Origin of the sequence: Agrobacterium sp. P15N1-A (assembly GCF_044626815.1) — a bacterium.
GTDB lineage: Bacteria > Pseudomonadota > Alphaproteobacteria > Rhizobiales > Rhizobiaceae > Agrobacterium > Agrobacterium leguminum.
In genome coordinates this window covers 620,013-643,797 of the sequence record NZ_JBIUPF010000003.1, presented here as the reverse complement: position 1 = coordinate 643,797, position 23,785 = coordinate 620,013, and the positions used below count along the sequence as shown (strand labels likewise).

The 23,785-nt window shown below is 61.3% G+C and carries 22 protein-coding genes; 7 read left to right on the top strand and 15 right to left on the bottom strand.

The window, feature by feature from the left end; translation table 11 throughout:
* Positions 1–17: 17 nt before the first annotated feature.
* On the bottom strand, positions 18–713 hold the full coding sequence (locus ACIK7D_RS14755; protein WP_400156650.1) for a superoxide dismutase: 696 nt from the start codon (positions 711–713) through the stop codon (positions 18–20).
* A 195-nt stretch (positions 714–908) separates the two neighbouring features.
* Positions 909–1,235: a GCG_CRPN prefix-to-repeats domain-containing protein gene (locus ACIK7D_RS14750; protein WP_020810616.1), complete on the bottom strand. Its 327-nt coding sequence runs from the start codon at positions 1,233–1,235 to the stop codon at positions 909–911.
* A gap of 180 nt (positions 1,236–1,415) precedes the next feature.
* Here ACIK7D_RS14750 and ACIK7D_RS14745 point away from each other — a divergent pair, with 180 nt between their 5' ends.
* A complete protein-coding gene (locus ACIK7D_RS14745) occupies positions 1,416–1,619 on the top strand; it encodes a CsbD family protein (RefSeq protein WP_080818909.1) in 204 nt (67 codons plus the stop codon).
* 48 nt (positions 1,620–1,667) lie between these two features.
* Here the strand turns inward: ACIK7D_RS14745 and ACIK7D_RS14740 are convergent, their stop codons facing one another.
* Entirely contained in the window at positions 1,668–1,850 is a 183-nt protein-coding gene (locus ACIK7D_RS14740) for a hypothetical protein (RefSeq protein WP_020810615.1), read from the bottom strand.
* A 270-nt stretch (positions 1,851–2,120) separates the two neighbouring features.
* Here ACIK7D_RS14740 and ACIK7D_RS14735 point away from each other — a divergent pair, with 270 nt between their 5' ends.
* Genes ACIK7D_RS14735 through ACIK7D_RS14710 form a run of 6 tightly spaced genes read left to right on the top strand, consistent with a single transcriptional unit; the run spans position 2,121 to position 7,667 of the window.
* Positions 2,121–3,272, top strand: a complete 1,152-nt coding sequence (locus ACIK7D_RS14735) for an extracellular solute-binding protein (protein WP_080818910.1) — start codon at positions 2,121–2,123, stop codon at positions 3,270–3,272.
* On the top strand, positions 3,269–4,153 hold the full coding sequence (locus ACIK7D_RS14730) for an ABC transporter permease (RefSeq protein WP_127757103.1): 885 nt from the start codon (positions 3,269–3,271) through the stop codon (positions 4,151–4,153). Before ACIK7D_RS14735 ends, ACIK7D_RS14730 begins: the two co-directional genes overlap by 4 nt.
* Before the next feature lies 1 nt (position 4,154).
* A complete protein-coding gene (locus tag ACIK7D_RS14725) occupies positions 4,155–4,979 on the top strand; it encodes an ABC transporter permease (protein WP_080818912.1) in 825 nt (274 codons plus the stop codon).
* A gap of 9 nt (positions 4,980–4,988) precedes the next feature.
* A complete protein-coding gene (locus ACIK7D_RS14720) occupies positions 4,989–6,023 on the top strand; it encodes an ABC transporter ATP-binding protein (RefSeq protein ID WP_400156649.1) in 1,035 nt (344 codons plus the stop codon).
* A 1-nt stretch (position 6,024) separates the two neighbouring features.
* Positions 6,025–6,861 (top strand): glycerophosphodiester phosphodiesterase, encoded by an 837-nt coding sequence (locus ACIK7D_RS14715; RefSeq protein WP_400156648.1) that lies wholly within the window; start codon positions 6,025–6,027, stop codon positions 6,859–6,861.
* Positions 6,858–7,667: an inositol monophosphatase family protein gene (locus ACIK7D_RS14710; protein ID WP_400156647.1), complete on the top strand. Its 810-nt coding sequence runs from the start codon at positions 6,858–6,860 to the stop codon at positions 7,665–7,667. The genes ACIK7D_RS14715 and ACIK7D_RS14710 overlap by 4 nt, the downstream gene beginning before the upstream one ends.
* Positions 7,668–7,706: 39 nt before the next feature.
* Here ACIK7D_RS14710 and ACIK7D_RS14705 read toward each other — a convergent pair whose 3' ends face one another.
* The 12 genes from ACIK7D_RS14705 to ACIK7D_RS14650 form a co-directional block, all read right to left on the bottom strand.
* Positions 7,707–9,518, bottom strand: coding sequence for an ABC transporter ATP-binding protein (locus ACIK7D_RS14705; RefSeq protein WP_400156646.1), 1,812 nt, complete (start codon positions 9,516–9,518; stop codon positions 7,707–7,709).
* A 4-nt stretch (positions 9,519–9,522) separates the two neighbouring features.
* Positions 9,523–11,307 carry a gamma-glutamyltransferase family protein gene (locus ACIK7D_RS14700; RefSeq protein WP_400156645.1) on the bottom strand — a complete coding sequence of 595 codons (1,785 nt, stop codon included), beginning with the start codon at positions 11,305–11,307 and terminating at the stop codon, positions 9,523–9,525.
* A 21-nt stretch (positions 11,308–11,328) separates the two neighbouring features.
* The gene (locus tag ACIK7D_RS14695) at positions 11,329–12,201 is read right to left on the bottom strand and encodes an ABC transporter permease (protein WP_167857076.1); all 873 of its coding nucleotides are present in this window, start codon (positions 12,199–12,201) and stop codon (positions 11,329–11,331) included.
* 12 nt (positions 12,202–12,213) lie between these two features.
* Positions 12,214–13,161, bottom strand: a complete 948-nt coding sequence (locus ACIK7D_RS14690) for an ABC transporter permease (protein WP_137454092.1) — start codon at positions 13,159–13,161, stop codon at positions 12,214–12,216.
* Between the two features lie 68 nt (positions 13,162–13,229).
* Entirely contained in the window at positions 13,230–14,738 is a 1,509-nt protein-coding gene (locus ACIK7D_RS14685) for an ABC transporter substrate-binding protein (RefSeq protein ID WP_400156644.1), read from the bottom strand.
* A gap of 74 nt (positions 14,739–14,812) precedes the next feature.
* Entirely contained in the window at positions 14,813–15,586 is a 774-nt protein-coding gene (locus tag ACIK7D_RS14680) for a FadR/GntR family transcriptional regulator (RefSeq protein WP_065657709.1), read from the bottom strand.
* Between the two features lie 160 nt (positions 15,587–15,746).
* Entirely contained in the window at positions 15,747–16,613 is an 867-nt protein-coding gene (locus ACIK7D_RS14675) for an aldose 1-epimerase (RefSeq protein WP_400156643.1), read from the bottom strand.
* On the bottom strand, positions 16,600–17,787 hold the full coding sequence (locus tag ACIK7D_RS14670) for a galactarate dehydratase (RefSeq protein WP_137005748.1): 1,188 nt from the start codon (positions 17,785–17,787) through the stop codon (positions 16,600–16,602). The genes ACIK7D_RS14675 and ACIK7D_RS14670 overlap by 14 nt, the downstream gene beginning before the upstream one ends.
* A gap of 44 nt (positions 17,788–17,831) precedes the next feature.
* The gene (locus ACIK7D_RS14665; protein WP_400156642.1) at positions 17,832–19,556 is read right to left on the bottom strand and encodes an ABC transporter ATP-binding protein; all 1,725 of its coding nucleotides are present in this window, start codon (positions 19,554–19,556) and stop codon (positions 17,832–17,834) included.
* A 7-nt stretch (positions 19,557–19,563) separates the two neighbouring features.
* Complete coding sequence (locus tag ACIK7D_RS14660) at positions 19,564–20,688, bottom strand: ABC transporter permease (RefSeq protein WP_003521679.1); 1,125 nt, start codon at positions 20,686–20,688, stop codon at positions 19,564–19,566.
* A gap of 9 nt (positions 20,689–20,697) precedes the next feature.
* Entirely contained in the window at positions 20,698–21,684 is a 987-nt protein-coding gene (locus tag ACIK7D_RS14655) for an ABC transporter permease (RefSeq protein ID WP_003521681.1), read from the bottom strand.
* A 121-nt stretch (positions 21,685–21,805) separates the two neighbouring features.
* Positions 21,806–23,755 carry an ABC transporter substrate-binding protein gene (locus ACIK7D_RS14650; RefSeq protein WP_400156641.1) on the bottom strand — a complete coding sequence of 650 codons (1,950 nt, stop codon included), beginning with the start codon at positions 23,753–23,755 and terminating at the stop codon, positions 21,806–21,808.
* Positions 23,756–23,785: the final 30 nt, after the last annotated feature.

The following is a 23,785-nucleotide window of genomic DNA, read 5'->3' as shown; positions in this document are numbered from 1 at the left end:
TTCAGTAGAAAGGATCGTTATGATTTCAGGCGCTCTTCGACGACCCGCCAGTTGACCAGCTTGTCGAGCACGGCGCGAATATGTTCGGCCTTGCGATTTTCATAGTCGACGTAATAGGCATGCTCCCATATGTCGATGCCGAGATAGGCCGGGCGACCGACAGCGACGGGATTTTTGCCGTCCTCATATCCGATCAGCGCGAACCGATCGTCGTCGCCGCGCGTCAGCCAGACCCAGCCGGTGCCAAAGACGGTATCGGAAACATCGACCGCGCGTTTGATGAAACCATCATAACCGCCGAAGGTCTCGTCTACCGAAGCGGCGAGATCGCCCGTCGGCCGGTTCGGCCCGCCCGGTACGAACTGATCCCAATAGGCGACATGGTTCCACGCCTGTGCGGCATTGTTGAAGATCTTGACGTCCGCCGCGTCTTTCGATTTGGCGGATTGCGTCACGATATCCGTGAGCTCCATGTCGGCATAGGGCGTGCCGGCGGCAAGCGTATTCAGCTTGTCGTAATAGGCCTTGTGGTGTTTTCCGTAATGAAGACCCACCGTTTTCGCCGAAATCACTGGCGCGAGATCGGCCTCGGCGAAAGGAAGTTTGGGCTGCGTCAAGGGCAGCGCGGCACGCGCGACGTGCGGGCGGGGAAAGATTGCAGCGGCGGCGGTTGCTGCGCCGGCGGTGAGAATGGTGCGTCTGGTGATGTCCATCGTATCCTCCTTATGAACGGTGATACGGGACTAACCCCGAACTGCCGTCCGGGTTTCCTCACATTGAATGCAATTCTGTCTAAGGCCGTGCGGATTTGCAGCAGGGACGCTGTATTCACACCCTCCCCGAGAGCGGATGGACCTCACCGGCCCATATGGGAAAGGCCCTCCCGACGTGGAGAGGGCCTTGCCCGATCAGTATCGATAATAATCGCGACGATCGCGGTAGTCGCGATAATCTCTGCGGTCGCGCCACTCACGCCATTCCCGTCTGGCCTGACGCTCGCGCCATTCACGGCGAGCTTCCCAGCGGTCGCGCCGGTCCCAGCCGCGCTCATAACGCGGTCCGTTCGGACGGCAATAGCCGCGCGGGGTCAAATGGAAGCCGCGTCCGCAGGCATAATCCACCTTTTGAATGTGGGATGCCGAAGGTGCGGACGGTTGACCGACAGGCATGGCGTTGGCGCCGGTGCCGAACAGGGCGCCGAGAATTAGCCCGGCGGTTAGAATCATCTTGCGCATCTTATCTCCCTCCTTGTGGGATGAAGGGATTTAGCGCCCCGCCGGGTGAACTGCGGCTGAATGAATCGTGATCTTTTCGTGGCAGCAGGCCACAGTTACGCCGAACATTCCGGCCGCCGGAGGGAACCCTGCGCAGCTTCGGACATTTACCGGTGCAAGCCAAAAAATGGGAGAGCACCAATGGATTGGAACCGCGTTGAAGGCAACTGGAAGCAGATGAAGGGCAAGGTCAAGGAGCAGTGGGGCAAACTCACCGACGACGACCTCGACGTCATCAACGGCAAGCGCGACCAGCTCGAAGGCAAGATTCAGGAGCGCTACGGTTACGAAAAGGACCGGGCCAGGAAAGATATCGACGACTGGTATGGCCGTCAGCCCTGGTAAGACGAGACCCCGCTTCGGCGGGGTTTTTCTTTGCGAAAAATTCTTCGGTCAGCTGGCAAGGGCCAGAACAAACGCGATGACGATCAGCAAAGGCCCCATCCACCTGAAGTGACGAACAACTGGCGGCTGATTGACCGTGTTTTTTGACAGCGGCAGATAACCGAAGCCGACACATGTCATCCACAGGCCGGCACAAAACATGATGAATTCGTCGATATAGGCTGCGATCATCGCTCCCCTCCCTCCAATGCTATCGCGATCACTCTATCTGCCCGGCAACGCCTTTAGTAGGGCCTGCTTTCGAACGGCAATCAGGACAGGGCGTGCCGGCGATGCCTGTCGGCAGCAACCGTCACGAAAGCGTTATGGAAAGACATTAGAACCGCCGCCGGCCCGTTCAAAAAATGCACGGCTGTGCAACGACCGGCCAGAGCCTTCCCCGCATCTTTCCGGGGCCAGCGCTCAGCAGTTCCACTCGCGCCGAAAACATCGGAGACATAGATGAAACGCCGCACCTTTATGATGTCCGCCGCAGGCGCCGCCGCCGGTCTCGCCCTTGCACCGCGCATGAGCTTCGCCGCTCCGGGCACGATCGACTGGTACACCAGTTCGGATACAAATATCCTCGATTTCTGGTCCAATACGATCAAGCCCGCTTTTGAAGCCGCCAATCCCGGCCTGAAGCTCAACCTCGTCGATGCCGGCGACAGCGCCGGCATCACCGCCATCGGCGAACGCGCCATCGCCGCAAAACAGACGGGCACCGATCCGCAGGCCGATTATTTCGAAACGGCCGATCCGCTGCTTCCCACCGGCGGCATCGATGCCGGCATCTATGTGAACATGGCGAAAGCCGGCCTCTCCAACTATTCGCGCGTCAATCCGCTCGCCATCCGCAGCGAATACAGCCTGCCCTATCGCGGCAGCCAGGTTCTGCTCGCCTATGACACCAGCAAGCTCAAGCCGGCGGATGCACCGAAGACCTGGGACGAGCTCGTCAAATGGATCAAGGCCAATCCCGGCCAGTTCGTCTATAACCGTCCCGACAAGGGCGGCTCCGGCGGTAACTTCGTCCGCCGCGCCATCCATCAGGCCAACGGTCTCGACCCCAAGGCCTTCACGGTCGACAATTACACCCAGGAAGCCGGCGACAAGGCTCTCGGCAAGGCATGGGCGCTGCTCAAGGACATCGCACCGTCGCTCTATGACAAAGGCGCATATTCTTCCGGCAACACGCAGTCGCTGCAGCTGCTTTCGCAGGGCGTGGTCACCATGACCCCTGTCTGGTCCGATCAGGTGCTGAAGGCCATCGATCAGGGCGTTCTGCCGCAAGAAACCGGCCTCGTCCAGCTTCAGGATCTGGCGCTTTGCGGTGACTTCTCGCGCGCCGTGGTGCTTGCCAACGGCGCCAATCGCGATGCTGCCCTGAAGCTCGCCAATTTCGTGCTGTCGGAAGAAATCCAGGGCGCGATCCTCACCGAACTCGGCGGTTTCCCTGGCGTTTCCTGGGACCATGTGTCGGCCGACCTGCGCAAGCGTTTCGCCGACATCATCCCGCAGACCATTCCGACCTTCCCGGCCGGCAAATGGGAAACCGCCATCAATGATGGCTGGTATCGCAACGTCGCTCCCAACGTCGACCGCAAGTCGTGACCGAGATTGCAGAAGGAGCGGTTCGCCCGCTCATCGACAATACGGCAGGCAGGAGGCCAGTCGGCCTCCTGCTCGTCGCCATCCCCGTGTTCCTGATGATCTGGCTCGTCATCTGGCCTGCCATCAACGCCATCGGCCGCACCGTCTGGCGCACGGGAGCGAGCGGTGAAACGAGTTTCGATCTTTCGAGCTACGGCTTCTTTTTCTCGGACCGCTACAGCCTCGACAATCTTGCCGTGACGTTGTGGACGACAATGGTCTGCGCGATCCTCCTGCTCGTAATCTGCCTGCCGATCGCGCTCTACCTGCGCTTTTCGCAAGGCCGCCTTTCGGCTTATGTGCAGGCGCTCGCCATCTTCCCGATGTTCGTGCCCTCCATCATCCTCGCCTTCGCCTTCATCCGCGTTCTCGGGCCGAACGGCATGGTGGACATATTGCTCAATGCGGTCGACCTGCCGAAAATCCGCACGCCCTATCTCACCCCGTGGGGACCGGTCATCGGTCTTGTCTGGGACAATATTCCGCTGACCGTTCTCATCCTGCTCGCGGGCCTCGGCAGCGTCGCCAACCAGTCGGTGGAGGCGGCGCGGGATGTGGGCGCAAATGCGCTTCAGGTCTTCTGGCACATCATCCTGCCGCGCATTTCCAATTCCATTCTCGTGGCGCTTTCATTTTCGGTGCTCGGCATTTTTTCCTCCTTCACCCTGCCCTATCTTCTCGGACCGGCCTCTCCCGAAATGCTCGGCCCCTTCATGCAGCGCACGCTGCGCGAAGTGCAGGATCCCATCGGCGCCATGACCCAGGCCGTCATCGCTTTCGGTTTCTGCATCGCATTCGGCCTGTTCTACGTGCGTTCGGTCGCACGCAACCAGGGGAAATGACATGACAACGCTGACGCGGGCGCGAGCCCGCATGGACTGGCCCGGCGTCTTTTTCGCAACCCTTCTCACCGTCGCCATCGTCGGGCCGCTGCTTGTGGTGGGCACCTGGGCATTCACCGAGGTCTGGCGTTTTCCCAACGTCATTCCCCAGCAGTTCGGTTTCCGCTTCTGGGGCCAGACGCTCGGCCGCGCCGATGTCTGGAATGCGCTGATGCTGAGCCTGCGGCTGACGACGGTGGTAACGCTGCTTTCGGCAGCGATCTGCCTTCCCGCCGCCTATGCCTTTGCGCGCATGAGCTTTCCCGGCCGCAACCTGCTGTTCTTCTCCTTCCTTGCCGGCCACGCCTTCCCGAAATTCGGGCTTCTGGTGGCGATTGCCGCCATTTTCCTGCAGCTCAACCTCATCGGCACCTTCTGGGGCGTCGTTCTCATCCAGCTCGTCGGCACGCTGATGTTCATGATCTGGATTCCCGTGGCGGCATTTCAGGCCGTCGACCGGCGCATGGAAGAGGCGGCCCGCGATGTCGGTGCCAGTCCGCTCAGGGTCTTCTGGTCGATTACGCTGCCGCAGGCGGGACCGACCATCGCCGCCGCCGTGCTGCTGAGCTTCGTCGGCACTTTTTACGAGACGGAAGGCGCATGGCTGATCGGTGCGCCCGGCATCCGCACCATGCCGGTGCTGATGATCAGCTACATCAACAACCAGATGGTCATCCAGTATGGCGCGGTCCTGTCCGTCCTGCTCTGGGTGCCGTCCTTCATTGCCCTCATGTTCGCCCGCCGCGTCATCGGTGGCGGCGCATTCGCCCGCGGTTTCGGCGGTTAGGAAATCATCATGTCCGTACTTCACATCCGCCAGGTCACGAAAACCTATTCCGGCGGTACAAAGGCAGTCGACAGCTTCTCGCTCGATGTCGCCGATGGCGAACTCGTGTGCCTTCTCGGCCCCTCCGGTTCGGGCAAGTCGACGCTGCTGCGCATGGTCGGCGGTTTCGAGCAGCCGACGGGCGGGCAGATCACCATTGATGGCGAAGATGTCACCCACCTGCCGCCAGAGCGGCGGCCGACCGGCATGGTGTTTCAGAGCCACGCGCTCTGGAGCCACATGAACGTCTTCAAAAACCTCGCTTTCGGCCTCAGGCTGCGTCGCATGCCGGCTGCCGTCATCAGAGAGAAAGTGGAGGCCGTGCTCGAACTCGTCGGGCTTTCCGGTTATGGCGAGCGCGCCACCGGCCAGCTTTCCGGCGGCCAGCAGCAGCGCGTGGCGCTCGCGCGCTCGCTGGTTCTCGAACCGAAAATACTCCTGCTCGACGAACCCTTCGCCAGCCTCGACCAGCATCTGCGCGAGCGGCTGCGGGAAGAGGTCCGCGATATTCAGCAGCGTCTCGGCATCACCACCCTGTTCGTCACCCACGGGCAGGACGAGGCGCTTTCCATGGCCGACCGCATCGTCGTGATGGCGAACGGCAAGACCGAACAGATCGACCGGCCGAATGTGATCTATCGCGAACCGCAGACCCCGTTCGTCGCCGGCTTCATCGGCACCATGAACCTGATAGAGGGCGCGGTTTCAGACGGCAACTTCATGCGCGCCGACTTCACCCTGCCGCTTCCGGTCTCCGACGGACCGGCCATTCTCGCCGTTCGCCCGGAAGCCATCGATCTGACGATTTCCGAAACGCCGGAAGCAAGTGTGCATCGGGTGACGGATTACGGGACCCACGGGCTTGTCGACCTTGATCTTGCCGATGGTACAAGGATCAAATCCATGGTCGCCCACCCGGATATGTTCCAGACGGGACAGGGCGTACGGATTTCGCCCCGTGCCGTCACGGCCTATCGCGACAACCGCCCAATCTACCGGAGCTGACATGAACCAGCCGATCCTTATCGACCGCGACGGCCACAGAACATGGCTCAAATGGCATCGCGCCCGCCGCCGCGCTGACGATCCGGTCTTTACCGGCGAGCGTATCATCGAGGCGATGCGGCTCGGTGCAAGCATCGAGGTCGATCTTGTCATTCACGCCGATCACGGCTGCGCCGTTTTGCATGACCTGACGCTGGAGCGGGAGACCACCGGCACCGGCCGGGTGCGCGATACATCCGCCGCCACCCTGCGTCAGCTTCGTTTGCGCGACAATGACGGCCAGCCCATCGATGCGAAGGTAATGCTGCTCGAAGACCTTTGCGCCCTGCTTGCCGAGGGCGCCGTTCATCCCGACGCCCTGCTCCAGCTCGATTTCAAGGAAGACCGGCAGGCGCTTACCCCGCAGGTGGTCGCCGGTTTCAGCGACAGCATCGCGCCGCTGGTGGGCGCAATGATCCTGTCCGGCGGCGATTTCGACGCCATCGCGACGCTTGCGACATCGGTTCCTGATCTTAAGACCGGATATGACCCTTGTGAAGACGAGACACTCGCCCAGTTGCAGAAGGACGGAAACTTTTCAGGCTTCATCGAACAGGCCCTGGCTACGGCACCCGCCGCCGGAATGATCTATGTCGATTACCAGATCATTCTTGCCGCCGAGGATGCGGGTGTCGATATCATCGCCCCCATCCATGCCGCCGGCCGCCGGGTCGACGCCTGGACGATCAACAGCGTCACACCGCAATCCATAGAACAGGTGAAACGCCTCCTGCGGCTTAAGGTGGACCAGATCACCACCGATGATCCGGAAGGGCTCGCCGAGGTTTTCAGCCGATGACAACCGATTACAGCACCATTCTCGACCACATGGTCGCCACCGCCCGCGAAGCCGGCGTATTGACGCTCGACCATTTCAGGCGCTTCGGCGAGATCGAAATCGGCGTCAAGGGACCGGGGGACTTCGTTTCCGATGCAGACAGGGATTCCGAAACGCTGATCCGCGACCGCCTGCTCGGGCAATATCCCTGGGGACTGACCGGCGAGGAATTCGCGCCCGTCGAAGGGGCGGATCAGGATCACCGCTGGCTGGTCGACCCCATCGACGGCACCACCAATTTCATCTTCGGCCAGCACTATACCATCACCATCGCGCTGCGCCGCGGCAATGAAACGATCTGCGGGCTGGTCTACAATCCCGTTTCCGACGAGATGTTCACCGCGATCAAGGGAGACGGCGCCTATCTCAACGGCGAGCGCATGCGGGTCAATGCCAGCACCGATGTCGCCCTGATGTGCGTCGGCACGGGCCTGCCCACGCCCAATCTCCAGCTTTATCCAGGCGCCTATCAGCGCCTCGACGCCATTCGTGCGCCCATCGGCGCGGTCCGCGTGGTCGGCAGCGCCGCCAATTCCTGCGCTTACGTCGCCTGCGGCCGGCTGACCGGCTATTACGAGGAAACGGGCTTCGTGGACACGGCAGCCGGCATTCTGCTGGTGCAGGAGGCCGGCGGCATCGTGACCGACTGGTGGGGCCGCGGACCGGAGTTCTATGAAAAGACCGGTACGCTGATCGTCGCCAATGCCGCGACCCATGCCTATCTCATGGAGCACCTGCGCGGCGTTCCGCCCAAGAACCCCGCATAACGGCTTCTTCTTCGGAGCATCCATGCCGCAGCAATCGTCTCAGGCCACCTGCACCAGGTGGCCGGGCGATACGGTCCTGTAGTTCCGCGTCGGTGCTTCATATCCCATGGCCCGTATCGGGCTTTTCAGCTCGTCATTGGATATGCCGCGCCTTATCCCGCGCCTTGCCGGGTCCGGCACCGGCACGGCGGCCATCAGCTTTTTCGTATAGGGATGCTGCGGATTGTCGAAGACAGCAGCACGCGGGCCGATTTCGACGATCTCGCCGAGATACATCACCGCCACACGATGGCTGACGCGCTCCACCACCGCCATGTCATGGCTGATGAACAGGAAAGCGAGGTTGAGGCTCTGTTGCAGGTCGAGCAGCAGATTGCAGACCTGCGCCTTGATGGAAACATCGAGCGCCGAGACGCTTTCATCGGCGACGATGACCTTCGGATCGAGCGCAAGCGCGCGGGCAATGGCGATGCGCTGACGCTGACCGCCCGAAAATTCATGGGGGTAGCGGCTGGCCATATCGGCGGACAGGCCCACCTTTTCGAGAAGATCGGCAGTCTTTTCCTTCGCCTGTCTGGTGCTGCCGAGTTTGTGCTTGATGAAGGGCTCGGAAATAGCCGTGCCTACCGTCATGCGCGGATTGAGCGAGGAGAACGGGTCCTGAAAGATCATCTGCACGGATTTGCGCATATTGCGCAAGCCGACCGTATCGAGCCGCATCACGTCGTAACCATCGAGCGACACGTCGCCGGCCGTCGGCTCCACAAGCCGCATGATCGAGCGGCCGGTGGTGGATTTTCCGCAGCCGGATTCACCCACCAGCGACAGCGTTTCGCCCTGGAACAGATCGAAGGAGACGTTTTCGACGGCGTGAACCGCACCCGTCTGGCGTGCCAGCAGGCCGGAGCGGATGGCAAAACGCGTCACAAGGTTCCTGACCGACAGAACCGGCGTCTGCCCGCTCGCAACCGTCCCCGCCACCTCCTGCGGCTCGCTCGAAAGGCCGGTTTTCATGTCGAGCACCGGAAACCGTGTCGGCCATTGCCGGTCGCGCATCGAGCCGAGCTTCGGCACCGCCGAAAGCAGCGCCCGCGTATAGGAGTGCTTGCCGCGCCGGAAGATGTCCTCGGTCGGTCCGGTCTCAACCTCATCGCCGCGATACATCACGATCGTCCGGTCGGCGATTTCGGCCACAACGCCCATATCATGGGTGATGAAGAGAACGGACATGCCCTCCTCTTCCTGCAGCAGCTTGATCAGATCGAGTATCTGGCCCTGAATGGTGACGTCGAGCGCCGTCGTCGGTTCGTCGGCGATCAGCAGTTTCGGCCGTGAAGCGAGCGCCATGGCGATCATCACGCGCTGGCGCATGCCGCCGGAAAACTGGTGCGGATATTCGTCGAAACGGCCGGAAGCGTTTGGAATGCGAACCTTTTCCAGCAGCCGCACCGTCTCCGCCCGCGCCTCCTGCTTCGAAAGCCCCTTGTGCCGGATGAGCACTTCGGAAATCTGGCGGCCGATGGTGAAGATCGGATTGAGCGAGGTCATCGGCTCCTGAAAGATCATCGAGATATCGTTGCCGCGCACGCCGCGCATTTCTCTTTCGGAAAGCGCAAGAAGATCGCGCCCGTTGAGCAGCACTTCCCCCTCGATCCGGCTGGAGGCCGGGGCAAGCAGGCGCATGAGAGACAGCGACGTCACCGATTTTCCGGAGCCGGATTCGCCGACAATCGCGACGGTTTCGCCGGGCGCGACATCGAAGGACACGTTGCGCACGACGCTCTTCCAGGCGCCATCGACAAGGAAGGAGGTGGTGAGGTTACGGACGGAAAGGACGGGTTTTGTCTCCATGGTGTCACCGCCCCACCGCATAGGCCTGCATCAGCCGCGGTGTTGCGGCGGCGCGCAGCAGGCCGTCCGCATCGCGACGCGCGGCGGTGAGCCGCCCGACCGACCATGCATCGGCAACCGTGACGCGGTGCCCGCGACGGCGAAGCTCCTGCAAGGTCGCTTCGCCCACGGTGCTTTCCACGGTGATTTCACCCGGCGAACTGGTGCGCGGATAAAACGAGCCCGGGAAATGCGCGGTGTGGAACAGCGGCATATCGATGGCGGCCTGCAGGTTCTTGCCGTGATGGGCATAACGCAGGAAGAAGGGCAGTTGCCACTGATCCTGCTGATCGCCGCCCGGCGTGCCGAACACCATGGAGGGACGCCCCTGATGCAGCGCAAGCGAAGGCGTCAGCGTGGTGCGCGGGCGTTTGCCCGGTGCAAGCGAGGTCGGCAGGCCTTCCTTCAGCCAGAACATCTGGGCGCGGGAATTGAGCGCAAAACCGAGGCCGGGCACGATGGGCGAGGATTGCAGCCAGCCGCCGGAGGGCGTGGTGGAGACCATGTTGCCCCAGCGGTCGATGACATCGATATGCACCGTGTCGCCGCGCTTCTCCGTCAGATGCGACATGGTCGGCTCGTAGACCGTGCCGGTGCCGCTCATCTCGGCCAGCATGGCCATGGTGGCATCCACCTGCTTTTCGTAACCCGGCACGGTGCCGGGGCGCAGCTCCAGCGATGCCTCGCCGCTCATCAGCGCGCGGCGGCCGGCATTGTAGCTTTCCGACAGGAGATATTCCGTCGGGATCTGGCCGAATTCAGGATCGCCGTAATAGACCTCGCGGTCGGCATAAGCGAGCTTCATGGCTTCGACGATGGTGTGGATGAAATCGGGACCGGAGGGGTCCATGGCCGCAATGTCGAAGCCTTTCAGAAGCGCAAGCGATTGCAGCAGAACCGGACCCTGCCCCCAGGCGGGCGTCTTGGCAATCGTCCAGTCGTGATAGTCGAGCGTCTGCGGCGCTTCGACGGTCGCGCTCCAGTCCGCCATATCCTGCGCCGTCAGCACGCCCCTGTGCCGTGCGCCGCTGGCATCCATGACTTCCGCTGTCCTTACGTAACCGTCGATAGCTTCCGCAACGAAACCCCGATAAAAGGCGTCGCGTGCCGCCTCGATCTGGTTTTCGCGGCCGGAGCGCGCTTCGGCTTCGGTGACGATCCGCTGATAGGTCGCGGCCAGGACCGGATTGCGGAAGTTGGCGTGAGGCTCGGGTGCCGCGCCGCCCGGCAGCCATGTCTCATGGGATGTCGGCCATTCCTTCTCGAAGAAATCGGCCAGACCCTTGATGGTGGCGGAGACGCGCGGCAATGTCGGATGCCCGTGCTCGGCATAATAGATGGCGGGTTCCAGCACCTCGCGCACGCTCATCGTGCCATAGTCGCGCAGCATCAGCATCCAGCCATCGAAAGCGCCGGGAATGACGGTGGCGAGCAGCCCGTCGCCGGGGATCAGCTTCAACCCTTCCGACGTGTAATGTTCAATCGTCGCACCGCTCGGGGCCGAGCCCTGTGCGCAGATGACTTCGACCTTGTCCTTGTGCTTCGAATAAAACACGGCCGGCATATCTCCGCCCGGACCGCACAGATGCGGCTCGACAATCTGCAGGACGAAACCGGTGGCGACGGCGGCGTCGAAAGCATTGCCGCCCTTTTCGAGAATGGCCATGCCGACGGCCGAGGCGATCCAGTGCGTTGAGGTGACGACGCCGAAGGTGCCAAGGATTTCAGGGCGTGTTGTGAATTCATTCATTCGGATATTCCTTGTAAAAAATCATGCTTCGCGCGGATCGAGCGCATCGCGCAGGCCATCACCCAGAAGATTGAAACCGATGACGACGAGGAAGATGGCGATGCCGGGCCACATCGTCATCCACGGCGCCTGGCTCAAGAAATTCTTCGCGGTATTCAGCATCGAACCCCAGGAGGGCGCCGGCGCCTGCTGGCCGAGGCCGAGGAAAGAAAGGCTCGCCTCCGCGATGATGGCGGTCGCCACCGTCAGGGTCGCCTGCACGATGATGGGGGCGAAGACATTCGGCAGGATGTAACGCGTCATGATGTCGATGTGGTTGAGGCCGATGGACCTTGCGCCTTCGACATAATCTTCGGTCTTGACCGCCAGCACCTGCCCGCGCGTCAGCCGCACGAAAATCGGCATGGCGGAAAGGCCGATTGCGATCATCGCATTGGTAAGGCTCGGACCGAGGAAGGCGGCAAGCGCAATCGCCATGATGAGAAACGGCATGGCCAGCAACGCTTCGGTGATGCGGGATATGACCATATCCACCCAGCCGCCGAAATAACCTGAAATCAGGCCAAAGGGCACGCCGATCACCACCGCGATCATCACCGAGACGACGCCCGCCATCAGCGAGGCGCGCGCGCCATAGATCATGCGGGAAAGGATGTCTCGGCCGAGATCGTCGGTGCCGAGCCAATGGGCGGCCGAGGGCGCCTTGCGGATGGCAGACCAGCTGGTCGCCACCGGATCGGCAATCGGCAGGATCGGCGCGGCGATGGCAAGTGCGGCGAAAAACAGCACGATAACCATGCCGACAAGCGCCGATTTGTTGCGCTTCATCTTCTTCCAGGCGCGGCTTTCCTGCCGCGTCGCCGCTACGGAGAGGTTTTGATCGAGAACGGTCATGATATCGGGGCCTCAGATCGTCGCCCTGAGGCGAGGGTTGAGCAGGACATAGGCAATGTCGGCCAGAAGGTTCATGAGAATGAAGCCGACGGCGGTGCAAAGAACGATGCCCTGCACGACGGCGTAATCGCGGGTAAACACCGCATCGACCGTCATCTTGCCGAAGCCGGGAATGGTGAATATCTGCTCCGTCAGCACCGCACCGGCCAGCAACTCTCCGAAAAGCAGCGCCAGCAGCGTGATGACGGGCAGAAGCGCGTTACGGAAACTGTGCGACAGGACGATCTCGCGCGGCGAAAGACCCTTGGCGCGGGCGGTGCGGATATAATCGGAACTGAGCACCGCCACCATCGCCGAACGCGTATGGCGCATCAGCGTCGCCGCAAGCGCATTGCCCAGCACGAAGGCGGGCATGATCATGGTTTCGATGGAACGCACGGGATCGACAAAGATCGATTCATAACCGGATGCCGGCAACCAGCCGAGTTTGACCGACACCAGCAGGATCAGCATGATGCCGAGCCAGAAGTTCGGGATGGAGAGGCCGGAAAGCGCCACGATATTGGCCGTGTAGTCGATCCACGTATTCTTCTTGACGGCGGCCAGAATGCCGATGGGAATGCCTATGACCATGGCAAAGAACATCGCCATAACCGCCAGCTGAATGGTGACCGGCAGCTTCTGGCCGATCAGTTCCAGCACCGGCTGGTTGGTGCGCAGCGAAATACCGAAATCACCCGTCACCACACCGCCCAGCCAGTTGAGATACTGAAGTGGAACGGGGTCGTTGAGGCGATATTTCTCCCGCAGGAATTCAATCGTCGCCGGATCGCGCTCCTCGCCAGCCATGGCGAGCACCGGATCGCCCGGCAGCAGTTTCTGCAGCGAGAAGACGAAGATGGAGATGATCAGAAGCGTCGGGATAGCGACCAGCAGTCGCTTGCCGATATAAACAGGCATGGCATGGCCCTCGTTCGTGCCAATTCGTGAGGGCCGCACGGCAAGGCCGTGCGGCGCATGCGAAGCGTTCAGTCCTTGGAGACGCCGAGAAGGCGGATCATGCCATCCGGCGACGGCGCCCAGCCCTTGACCTTGTTGGAAATGGCATAGGCATAGGGCTGGTGACCGAGATAGATGATCGGCATGTCATCGTTGAGGATGACGCTTGCGGCATCGTATTTTTCCTTGCGCACCGCATCTTCGGTCGAGGCGCGGGCCTCGTTCAGCAGCCTGTCGACCTCAGGATTGCAATATTTCACATCGTTGATGCCGCCCTTGCAGGTGACGAACTGATGCAGGTTGCCATCCGGATCGATACGTCCCGACCAGTCGGAACGGCTGAGCTGGTAGTTGCCGGCGGTCTGTTCGGACAGAAGCGTCGCAAATTCCGTCGCCTTCAGGGTGACGTTGAAGCCGGCTTCCGCGACCATTGACTGGATGACCTGCATCATCTGCGTCTGCGTGGTGTTGTTGGCGTGCTGAAGCTCGATGTCGAGCTTTTCGTAACCCGCCTCCTTCATCAGCTCTTTGGCCTTGTCGATATCTCGCGCCGGCACGGCCAAGTTCTGGTTGAACCACGGGCTTGTGGGCGGGAAAGCCTGATTGCCTGCCTTTGATGTACCCTCGAAGACGATCTGGCCAATCGCTTCCCGGTCTATGGCATAGGAAAAGGCCTGACGCAGGCGCTTGTCCTTGCCGAGCGGATTATCCGCGCGCGAACCATTGTTGATATTGACATACATGGCCATGTAGCCCGGTCCGATGACATCCGCATAGGTCAGATTGGCGTCGTTCCTGACGGACTCGGCATCGGAGGCCGAGATGCGCTCGGCGATATCGAGGTCTCCCGAGCGAAGATTGGCAAGCTTCACGGTCGTATCGGGGATCGGCAGATAAACCACCCTGTCGACCAGAATCCTGTCCTTGTCCCAATAATCGGCGAATTTCTCGAGCACGATACGGTCCTGCTGGATGCGCTCGACGAATTTGAACGGCCCGGCGCAGACCGGCTTCGAACCGAAATTCGCGCCCAGCTCCTTGGCCGCCTTCGGCGCGACGATCATGCCGGCGCGGTCGGAAAGCTGCGCCAGCAGCGTGACGTCAGGCGTCTTCAGGGTGAATTTGACGTCCAGCGGCCCGGTGGCCTCGACCTTTTCGACCGAGGAAAGCTCGCTCTTGCGGCGGGATTCCGGCAGGGTCATGTTGCGCTCGATGGTGGCGACCACAGCCGCCGCGTCCAGTGTCTCGCCGTCGTGGAATTTCACGCCGTCGCGGATTTTCATCGTCAGTACCTTGCCGCCCTCGGACCAGGCCCATTCGGTGGCAAGCTGGGGAACGATCTTCATGTCCTGCGAGATGTCGACGAGCTTGTCGCACATGGCGGTGTAAACGATACGTCCGACGAAGGTGCGCGATTGCGCGGGGTCGAGAACGTCGGCGTCATCGTTGAGGCCGATGCGCAACTCGGACGAGATGGCCGGCGTGGACAGGAATGCACCGGCCAATAAGACCGCGGTCAATGTCTTGATTTTCTTCATGTTCTATCCTCTGGTCAGGTTATCTTTGTTTTTCATTGGCCGGCCCTGAAAGGCCGGCAGGTCTGCCCTGCTGCCTATGAGGCCGGCGTGAGCGGATTATCGGCATCGCCCGTGCTGCGGGCGGCAATGTCTTCTCCGGTTTTCTCCTCCAGAAAGCCGAGCGAGGTGGCGCGGATCAGCCTTTCCTGATGCATGAGAAGGTGCTGGCGCATCGCTTCGCCGGCTCTTGCGGGGTCGCGATCGGCGATGGCATCGACGATCGCTATGTGCTGCTCGAAGGAAGCCTTGCCGTTCGTACCGCTGCGACGCGCCAGTTCCCGTATCGACTGCCATGCATCGTCCTGGCGAATGCGGTTGACGACATCGAAGATGGACAGGAACAATTTGTTGCCGGCGCTCTGGGCGATCTGGCGGTGAAGCGAACCGTCCCACAACTCCTTGGCGTCGGCATCCGTGCTCTGGCCGGTCTTCTGGACGAGGGCGCGCATGCGTTCCACTTCGGCAGGCTTGGCGCGCATGGCCGCAAGCTGCGCCAGTTGCGGCTCGATGCGCAGACGCACTTCCATGATTTCCATGATATCCGTGCCGGCGACCAGTTCTGTGACCTGAGCGGACCAATCGTCCGGCTTTTCGCCCACAAAGGTTCCCGCCCCCTGCCGTCGCCAGATCAGACCTTCGGCTTCCAGAACCTCAAGAGCGCGACGGACCGCACGACGGCCGACATTGAAGGTCTCCGCGAAGGCCCGCTCCGTCGGCAGGCGACGGTCTTTCGCAAGATCCTGCGTCTGAATGTACTCCCGTAACTTCGCCAGCGCGTAGTTGGAGTTGTCGTTGGGGTTCACCGTCACGTCGCACCATTTACTGAACCAATCTTATATTGGTTCATTTGGTGAGAAATTCTTGCCGCCGTCAAGCTTATTTTTGAGCGGCAATAACTGGCGCTCAAAATATGGGCATACGGCTTTTTTTGAAGGTGAAGGGTGGGCGTCATAGACGCACCCACCCCTCCTAAAGATCGATGGAGAACCTGATGCGCCCCGACAGGCGCTCGCCGGGGGCAACCGTCCCTAGACCCTGCCCTTCCCGCCGCGCCTGCGGCAAACCAAGCGCTCCGGCGGCCATGGAAACGGGCTCAAGACAGAGATAGCGCTCCATGCGGTGCACGGCGAGATGGCCGAAAACAGGATCGGCTTCGAGCCGCAGTGAAAACCTGCCGAAGTCGACCTGCGCGCTTGACCAGTCGGTGAAATGCAATGTGTATCCCGTTGCGGCGGGAATGGCGGCTTTCGGGCGAGGTGCCGGCGGCTGGCCGGTTGGCACGTTCTGCGCATCCAGCGCATATTGCAGTCTGGCGTCCGTCCGCGCATCGCAACCGAGCCCGGCCGCCAGATAAGGATGCCAGCCCAGCGACATCGGCGCCGGCCCATTCGCGCGATTGGTTATCGACAGTTCCACGGTAAGGCTGTCGTCTTCCAGCAGAAAAGACTGCTCGGCGCGGAAGGAAAAAGGCCACTCCCCGTCGGCCTCGTAGTCCAGTACCAGTGAGACCCGATCCGAAGACAGGTCTGAAATCTCCCACGGCCGGCGGTGAGCCGGGCCATGCATGGCGTCAGGCGCAAGCGCCGGATGCGGCAGCAGGTCATGGCGGATATCCGCATGGACGAAGGACCCGTCATAGAGCCGGTTGTGATAGGGAAACAGCGGGTATGCACCGGCCCTCGGCCAGTTGAACGGCTCGAAATCCCGCTCCGTTGTCGGCACCAGAATATCGCCGTAGTCCGAGTGCCACAGATGGGTCATCCTGCCGCCCCAGGCGGGGCGCAGGCGGGCGGAGAGCCGCCCGCAGGCAATCGCAACCGTTTCAGGCGAAAGCATAGGAGCCGTCAGGCCGTTTCGGCACCCGTCTTTGCCAGTGAACATAGCCATCCTCCTGCATGGCTTTTTCATCCATCTCCACACCCCAGCCGGGGCGATCGGGCCTCAGCTCCAGATATCCGTCCTTCGGCAGATAGGGGTCGACGACATAACGGGTTTCGTCCTCGCGTTTTTCCAGATCGGTGCCGCCATAAACGTAGCATTGCCCTTTCGGCAGCCGGTATTCGAGAATGCGGAAATTCTGCTGGGCGGCGGAGAAGTGCACATTGACGGCGGTGGCGAGCGGGCCCATCGGGTTATGCGGCGCGATGCTGACGAAATGGGCTTCCGCGAGCGTGGCGATGCGGCGCATCTCCGAAATGCCGCCGACGACGCAGATATCGGGCTGGATGATATCCGCCCCCTTTACTTGAAGAAGACGCAGGAACTCATTGCGATTATAGAGACTTTCACCCGTTGCCAGCGTGCAGTTCAGCCCCTGTTTCAGGTCTCCCCACATCTCAATGTTTTCGGGACGCAAAGGCTCTTCGAAAAACAGCGGATCGTAAGGGGCAAGCGCATTGCCAAGCTGGCGGGCGGCCGCAGGCTCGAAAATCTTGGCATGGGCATCGAAGGCGATGTCATAGTCGGGCCGCACTGTTTCGCGAAGGGAGCGGAAATATTCGGCGGAACTGCGCACCACCTCCCCCCAGCGATGGGCGTGAATATCGAGGCGCCACGGGCTGAGCTTGAAGGCCGTGAAGCCCCAATCCTCGTTGAGACGGTCGAACTCCTCCTTTGCCGCCGGCGCATCCGGGGCCGTATAGACACCGGCATAGACCTTGATACGGTCGCGTACTTCACCGCCCAGCAGCTTGTAGACGGGCACGCCCGCCGCCTTGGCGGCGAGGTCCCAAAGGCAATGGTCTAATGCCGAGATGGCGGATAGACCGAGCGCTCCGGGCGGAAAGCGGTTCTGCTGGAGCAGGAGGTTGTAGAGATACTCAACCCGCGTCGGGTCCTGCCCGGCAAGGAAGCTATAGAGGTAGTCCAGCACCGGCGGCAGGGCGAGATCGGGGCCGTGATTGTAACATTCACCCCAGCCGGTCAAACCGTCATCGGTATCGAGAGCGACGATGACGCGGGGGCGGTCCTTGTCGCGGGTGACGAATACCCGCATGCGATCGATTTTCATGCTTCAGTCTTCCTCATGAATTGCAGCGTGCAGCAGGCCCGGCACTATCGCGCGACGGCCCCGTTCTTGACTTCGGATGGTTCGACGTAGCGGAATCTGCGGGTGCGGTCCCGGTCGCGCGGGTCCGGGCGCGGAATGGCGGAAAGAAGCGCCTGCGTATAGGGATGATCCGGCGCGTTGCAGACCTTTTCGGCGTCTCCCACTTCCACCAGCTTGCCGCGATACATCACGCCGACGCGGTCGCACATGTATCTGATCACGCCGATATCGTGGCTGATGAAGATGTAAGCGAGGCCAAGCTCGTCCTGCAGCCGCATCAAAAGATCCAGCACCTGGAACCGCACCGAGACATCCAGCGCCGAGGTTGCCTCATCCGCCACGATGATACGCGGCTTCAGCGTGATGGCGCGAGCGATGCCGATGCGCTGGCGCTGGCCGCCGGAAAAGGCGTGCGGGTAACGCTCACGCCCGGCCGGATCGAGACCCACCTGCTCCATCAGGGCGCAGACACGCTCATCCAACTCCCTCCCCCTGGCAATGCCGTTGACCAGCAACGGCTCGCCGATGACCTGCGCCACCGTCATGCGCGGATTGAGCGATCCGAACGGGTCCTGGAAAACCATGCGCAGCTCACGCCGTGCGGCTTTCAGATCGGCGCCTTCGATCCTGGCCAGATCGACCACGCTGCCATCCGCCCGGCGATAGAGCATCGCGCCGCCGGTCGGATCGTAAAGGCGCATGATGGAGCGGCCCATCGTGGTCTTGCCGGAACCGCTTTCACCGACGATGCCGAGTGTTTCGCCCGGCAATAGCTTGATCGACACGCCATCCAGCGCCTTCATCTCGCCGAAATGCATGGAGAGGTCATTCACTTCGAGCACCGGCGCGGCCGTGAGATCGAGCGGAGGCCGCGCAAGCCGGATTTCCGCCTTCTGCTCCAGCTTCAGCACGGAGCCGATCAACATGCGGGTATAGGCGTCCTGCGGATTGTGGAATATCTCATCCACGGTTCCATATTCCTTGGCGACACCATGATGCATGACCAGCACGTCGTCGGCAATCTGCGCCACCACACCCATATCGTGGGTGATAAACAGCACCGCCATGCCATGCGCCTTTTGCAGCCGCGATATCAGGTCGAGGATTTCGGCCTGTGTGGTGACATCGAGCGCCGTCGTCGGTTCGTCGGCGATCAGAAGCTGCGGCTTGCAGGCCAGCGCCATGGCGATCATCGCACGCTGGCGCATGCCGCCCGAATATTGGAAGGCGTAGCGATCCAGCGCCTTTTCAGGGTTAGGGATTTCCACCTGCCGCAACAGTTCGATGGCCTCGGCCCGCGCCTGCGCCTTGCTCATCTTCAGATGCAGCCGCAGCACCTCGGTAATCTGGTCACCCACGGTGTGCACGGGTGAAAGCGACGACATCGGCTCCTGAAAGATCATCGCGATATCGGCGCCGCGCACCGAGCGGATGGCCCGGCTGCGCGGATCGAGCTTTGCCAGATCGAGCGAGGTGCCGTCGGCGCGGTTGAGGATGATCGACCCGGACGCGATGCGGCCGGGGCTGTCGATGATCTGCAGGATCGAGCGGGCGGTGACGGATTTGCCGGAACCGCTTTCGCCGACGACGCAGAGGGTCTTGCCGGGATCGATGGAGAAAGACAGATCGTTGACCGCCCGGAAAACGCCGTTTCTGACCGGAAATTCAGTGACCAGATTGCGGACTTCGAGCAGCGGTTTGGCTGGCTTCATGGAAAGAATGTCGCTCATCCGGGCCTCACTTGTTATAGGGGTCGGCTGCATCGCGCAGACCGTCACCGAGCAGATTGAGCGCCATGACGGCAATGACGACCGCCACACCGGGCAGGAACAGCCAGGGTGCTGTCGCTATCGAGCGGATATTCTGCGCCTCGCGAAGCAAAACGCCCCAGGAAATCGTCGGCGGTTGAAGGCCGAGGCCAAGGAAGGACAGCGATGTTTCCGCAAGGATCATCGCCGGAACCGCAAGCGTGACCGAGGCGATGATATGGCTCGAAAAACTCGGCAGCATATGACGGAAGATGATGCGCCCTTCCGGCACACCATCCAGCCGGGCCGCAGCCACGAACTCTTCGGTTCTGAGCGACAGGAACCGGCCGCGCACGACGCGGGCAAGCTGCGCCCAGCCGGTCAGGGACAGGATGATGGTGATCATCATATATTGAAGCGTGGCAGGCCAGCCCTGCGGCAGGGCGGCGGCCAGCGCCAGCCAGATGGGAATGGTGGGCAGCGACAGCACGAAGTCGATCACGCGCTGCATGACGAAATCGATGCGGCCGCCATAATATCCCGAAATGCCTCCCAGAACGACGCCAAGCAGCAGTGAGAAGAACACGCCGACAAGACCGATGGACAGGGAGACCTGCGCGCCCTGCACCACGCGGCTGAAAACATCTCTGCCGAGACGATCTGCACCGAAGAGGAAGAGCGGGCGCGTTTTATCGGTGGAGGCCAGCAGGTGGATATCCGTGGTGAACAGGCCGAATACGGAATATTCGTAACCGCGACCGAAAAGCTGGACCGGGATTTTCTTGGCCGTATCTTCGACGAAGACCGCCGCAAGCGTTTCAGGATTGCGGGTCAGCTTCAGCGGATAATAATGCAGCCCGAGCGAGAAACCCTCGGTCGTATCGATGAAATGAACGCGCTGCGGCGGATGGAAGGTCGCCCGCGCATTCTGCAACACCGGATCGTTGATGGCGAAGAAGCCGGGCACCAGCGCGACGATATACATCGCGACGGTGATGAACAGGGCGGCCATGGCCAGCTTGTGGCGCTTGAAGGCCCACCAGATGAGCTGCCACTGCGAGGCGACGGCGGCGCGGTCCTGCCGGGCATTGGTGGTCATGGTGATATCGCTCATGGCGCCCTCCTATTCGAGCCGGATGCGCGGATCGACCAGCGCAAGCAGGATGTCGCTGATCAGCGATCCGATCAGCGTCAGCGCGCAGATCAGCAGCACGAAAGCGCCGGCGAGATACATGTCCTGCGCCATCAGCGACTGCAAAAGCAGCGGCGCGGCCGTCGGCAGATTGAGCACGATGGCGACGACCACGGAGCCCGAAATAAGGTTGGGCAACAGCCATGCGATGGTGGAGATGAACGGGTTGAGCGCAATTCTGAGCGGATATTTCGTCAGCAGCTTGAACTCGGACAGTCCTTTCGCCCGCGCGGTGGTCACATAGGGCTTGGGCAATTCATCCAGCATATTGGCGCGCATGACACGGATGAGGCTTGCGGTGGAGGAGACAGCAAGGATGGCGACCGGCAGCCAGATATGGGCCATGAGGTCCATCATCTTGGCGATGCTCCACGAGGCGGTCTCGTATTCCGCCGAAAACAGCCCGCCGACATCGGCCCCGAACTCCACCGCCGCGACATACATCAGCACCAGCGCCAGCAGGAACGAGGGTATGGAAAGGCCGAAGAAGGAAAAGGCGGTGAAAAGATAATCACCAATCGAATATTTGCGCACGGCGGAGAAGACACCGATGGGAAGCGCAATGGCCCAGGTTGCAAGAAGGCTTGCGATGGCCAGAACCAGCGTCAGCGCCATGCGCTCCCAGATGAGGCCTGAAACCGGCTGCTGCCATTCGAACGAAATGCCGAAATCACCGCGGCTGACGATGCCCCATATCCATTTCAGATATTGCACGATCATCGGGTCATCGAGGCCGAAACGTTCGCGCAGCTGCGCCGCCGTATTGTGGTCGATGACCTCGTTGGAGGCGGCCAATGTGGCGATATAGGTCGTCACATAGTCGCCAGGCGGCAGCTGGATCAGGACAAAGGCAAGGAAACTGACGGCAAACAGGGACGGTATCATCCACAGCAGGCGTTTTACGATAAAAAGCAGCATGTCGTTCTCGCAATCACATTGTGCCGCACGCGCCGCCCTCCACTAAGGAGACGGGCTGTGGGTGGTCGAAACAACCTGAGAGGCGTCGCCGCGTTGCGGCAGCGACGCCCATGTGGCGGTGTCAGCTTGTGAAGGTGAACTGTTGCGGCAGCGCCGGGCCGGGATTGGGCCAGGTCCAGCTGTCGGGTTCCGTTTCCGGCACATTGCGCAGATTGTTGCGGATGATGCCGAAACCGCCCACAGCAAGGCAGAGGCCGATTGTCTCGAACTCTTCCGCCGCAATGTCGAAGATCTGCTTCATCTTCTCGCCGCGCTTGGCAAGGTCGGCCGTCGAGCGCGCCTCATCGAACAGCTTGAAGCGCTTTTTCTGGCTTTCCGGCGGCTCTTCGCCCTTCTGGCCATTCGAGGTATACCAGAGCGCCCACGGAATGGCGTAACGCGACCCCTGCGGATGGAAGGCGAAGAAATCGCGCGGGTCGAGCATCGGATCGAGACCGCCGGGACCCGGCCAGACGGCGGCATCATGGGCGTTGTCATCGCCGCGCGTATAATAGAGCGCGCGTTCGATGGTGTTGACCTTGATGTCGACGCCGATCTGCGCCCATTGCGCCTTCACCAGCTCCAGCGCATCGACCAGATCGGGATAAAGCGTCGGGATGACGTCGATAGAGAAGAAGACGGGCTGGCCGTCAGGCCGCAACCGCATGCCGTTGCCGTTCTTCTTGTCGTAACCGGCCTTGTCGAGAAGCTCGTTCGCCTTGTCGGCGTCGTATTCGGTGAATTGCCGCGCCAGCTTTTCATTGTACCAGGGGTGTGTCGGGCGTGGCCCGGCCTGATAGCCTTCGCTTTGACCGAAATAGACGATGTCGATGATTTCTTGCCGGTTCAGCGCAATGGACAACGCCTGACGGAAAGACTTGTCGGCAAACATCTTGCGCATCGCCGGGTCTTTATGGGTGATGTTCAGGTAAATCTGGCACTGCTGCGCGGCAGACGGCACCAGCGTCAGCAGGCGGTAGTCACCCTTTTTCATGTTCTGAGACAGGGTCGGCTTGTTGGCGAGAACACTGATATGGCGCTCCTGAATGTCGATCTTGCCGGAAATGACGTTCAGCATCAGCGATTCGACATCCTGCGAAATCCCGAAATTGATTTCATCGATATAGGGCAACTGGTTGCCTTCGGTATCGACCTGCCAAAAATAAGGGTTGCGGGTCATGACCACGCGTGTCGCACCGCCGGAATAGGGTTCCTTCACCACCCACGGATCAAGCGTCGGCTTGTCGACATTCGACCAGCGGGACGGAATTTCGATATCGCCGCATTTGGCCCGGAACAGTTCGGTCCAGCTGGAGACACCCGCCGCCTTCACATCGGCATCGAGCGCCGTGTTGTATTTCGGCAGAAACTTGCTGCAATAGTGCTTTGGAAACAGCGTCGGATGCTGGCCGAGCGGCGTGGCGAGGTTTTCGAGATAAAGCGCATTCGGCGCGGCGAATTTGAACTTTACCGTGAAATCGTCGACTTTTTCGACATCGACCGCCTTGCCGGCCACGGAAAGCTGCGCCGGCGTGGCGCTGTAAAGCTCCTTGTTCTTGATGCAGTCCTCGATGGCGAACACCACGTCATCGGCGGTGAAGGGGTGGCCGTCCGACCATTTTGCGCCCTCCAGCAAATGGAAGGTGAATTGCGAGGCATCGTCGTTGACTTCCCATTTCACCGCAAGGTTCGGCAGAACCTCGGTGAAATCCATGTTCCAGCGGACAAGGCCCTGATTGCCGACCATGCGCAGGATGCCGTTATGGTCCGACGAGCCGCGCAGGCCACGGCGCAATGTGCCGCCATAGGTGCCGATTTTCTCGTGCGGCGTCACCACCATCGGATTTTTCGGCAGACGTTCGGCCAAAGGCGGCAATTTGCCGTCCTTTACCAGCGCCTCCAGTTCCGGCGCCTGCTTGCCGGCGGCAGCCCGCGCCGAGGTCCCGATGACGGAAAGGGCGGCCACGCCGCCAACACCCGCCATGAAGGTTCGGCGCGTTACGCCCAGTGAAAATGCTTCGCCATCGCGCATCGACAATCCTCCCAAAAAATCACCGGCAGC

Excerpts from the sequence above, each read along its gene's own strand:
- ACIK7D_RS14710 (WP_400156647.1), top strand. The coding sequence starts at position 6,858 with ATGACAACCGATTACAGCACCATTCTCGACCACATGGTCGCCACCGCC.
- ACIK7D_RS14650 (WP_400156641.1), bottom strand. The coding sequence starts at position 23,755 with ATGCGCGATGGCGAAGCATTTTCACTGGGCGTAACGCGCCGAACCTTC.
- ACIK7D_RS14675 (WP_400156643.1), bottom strand. The coding sequence starts at position 16,613 with ATGCTTTCGCCTGAAACGGTTGCGATTGCCTGCGGGCGGCTCTCCGCC.
- ACIK7D_RS14745 (WP_080818909.1), top strand. The coding sequence starts at position 1,416 with ATGGATTGGAACCGCGTTGAAGGCAACTGGAAGCAGATGAAGGGCAAG.
- ACIK7D_RS14750 (WP_020810616.1), bottom strand. The coding sequence starts at position 1,235 with ATGCGCAAGATGATTCTAACCGCCGGGCTAATTCTCGGCGCCCTGTTC.
- ACIK7D_RS14735 (WP_080818910.1), top strand. The coding sequence starts at position 2,121 with ATGAAACGCCGCACCTTTATGATGTCCGCCGCAGGCGCCGCCGCCGGT.
- ACIK7D_RS14740 (WP_020810615.1), bottom strand. The coding sequence starts at position 1,850 with ATGATCGCAGCCTATATCGACGAATTCATCATGTTTTGTGCCGGCCTG.
- ACIK7D_RS14685 (WP_400156644.1), bottom strand. The coding sequence starts at position 14,738 with ATGAAGAAAATCAAGACATTGACCGCGGTCTTATTGGCCGGTGCATTC.
- ACIK7D_RS14705 (WP_400156646.1), bottom strand. The coding sequence starts at position 9,518 with ATGGAGACAAAACCCGTCCTTTCCGTCCGTAACCTCACCACCTCCTTC.
- ACIK7D_RS14695 (WP_167857076.1), bottom strand. The coding sequence starts at position 12,201 with ATGACCGTTCTCGATCAAAACCTCTCCGTAGCGGCGACGCGGCAGGAA.
- ACIK7D_RS14700 (WP_400156645.1), bottom strand. The coding sequence starts at position 11,307 with ATGAATGAATTCACAACACGCCCTGAAATCCTTGGCACCTTCGGCGTC.
- ACIK7D_RS14690 (WP_137454092.1), bottom strand. The coding sequence starts at position 13,161 with ATGCCTGTTTATATCGGCAAGCGACTGCTGGTCGCTATCCCGACGCTT.
- ACIK7D_RS14720 (WP_400156649.1), top strand. The coding sequence starts at position 4,989 with ATGTCCGTACTTCACATCCGCCAGGTCACGAAAACCTATTCCGGCGGT.
- ACIK7D_RS14755 (WP_400156650.1), bottom strand. The coding sequence starts at position 713 with ATGGACATCACCAGACGCACCATTCTCACCGCCGGCGCAGCAACCGCC.
- ACIK7D_RS14725 (WP_080818912.1), top strand. The coding sequence starts at position 4,155 with ATGACAACGCTGACGCGGGCGCGAGCCCGCATGGACTGGCCCGGCGTC.
- ACIK7D_RS14660 (WP_003521679.1), bottom strand. The coding sequence starts at position 20,688 with ATGAGCGATATCACCATGACCACCAATGCCCGGCAGGACCGCGCCGCC.
- ACIK7D_RS14715 (WP_400156648.1), top strand. The coding sequence starts at position 6,025 with ATGAACCAGCCGATCCTTATCGACCGCGACGGCCACAGAACATGGCTC.
- ACIK7D_RS14655 (WP_003521681.1), bottom strand. The coding sequence starts at position 21,684 with ATGCTGCTTTTTATCGTAAAACGCCTGCTGTGGATGATACCGTCCCTG.
- ACIK7D_RS14670 (WP_137005748.1), bottom strand. The coding sequence starts at position 17,787 with ATGAAAATCGATCGCATGCGGGTATTCGTCACCCGCGACAAGGACCGC.
- ACIK7D_RS14665 (WP_400156642.1), bottom strand. The coding sequence starts at position 19,556 with ATGAGCGACATTCTTTCCATGAAGCCAGCCAAACCGCTGCTCGAAGTC.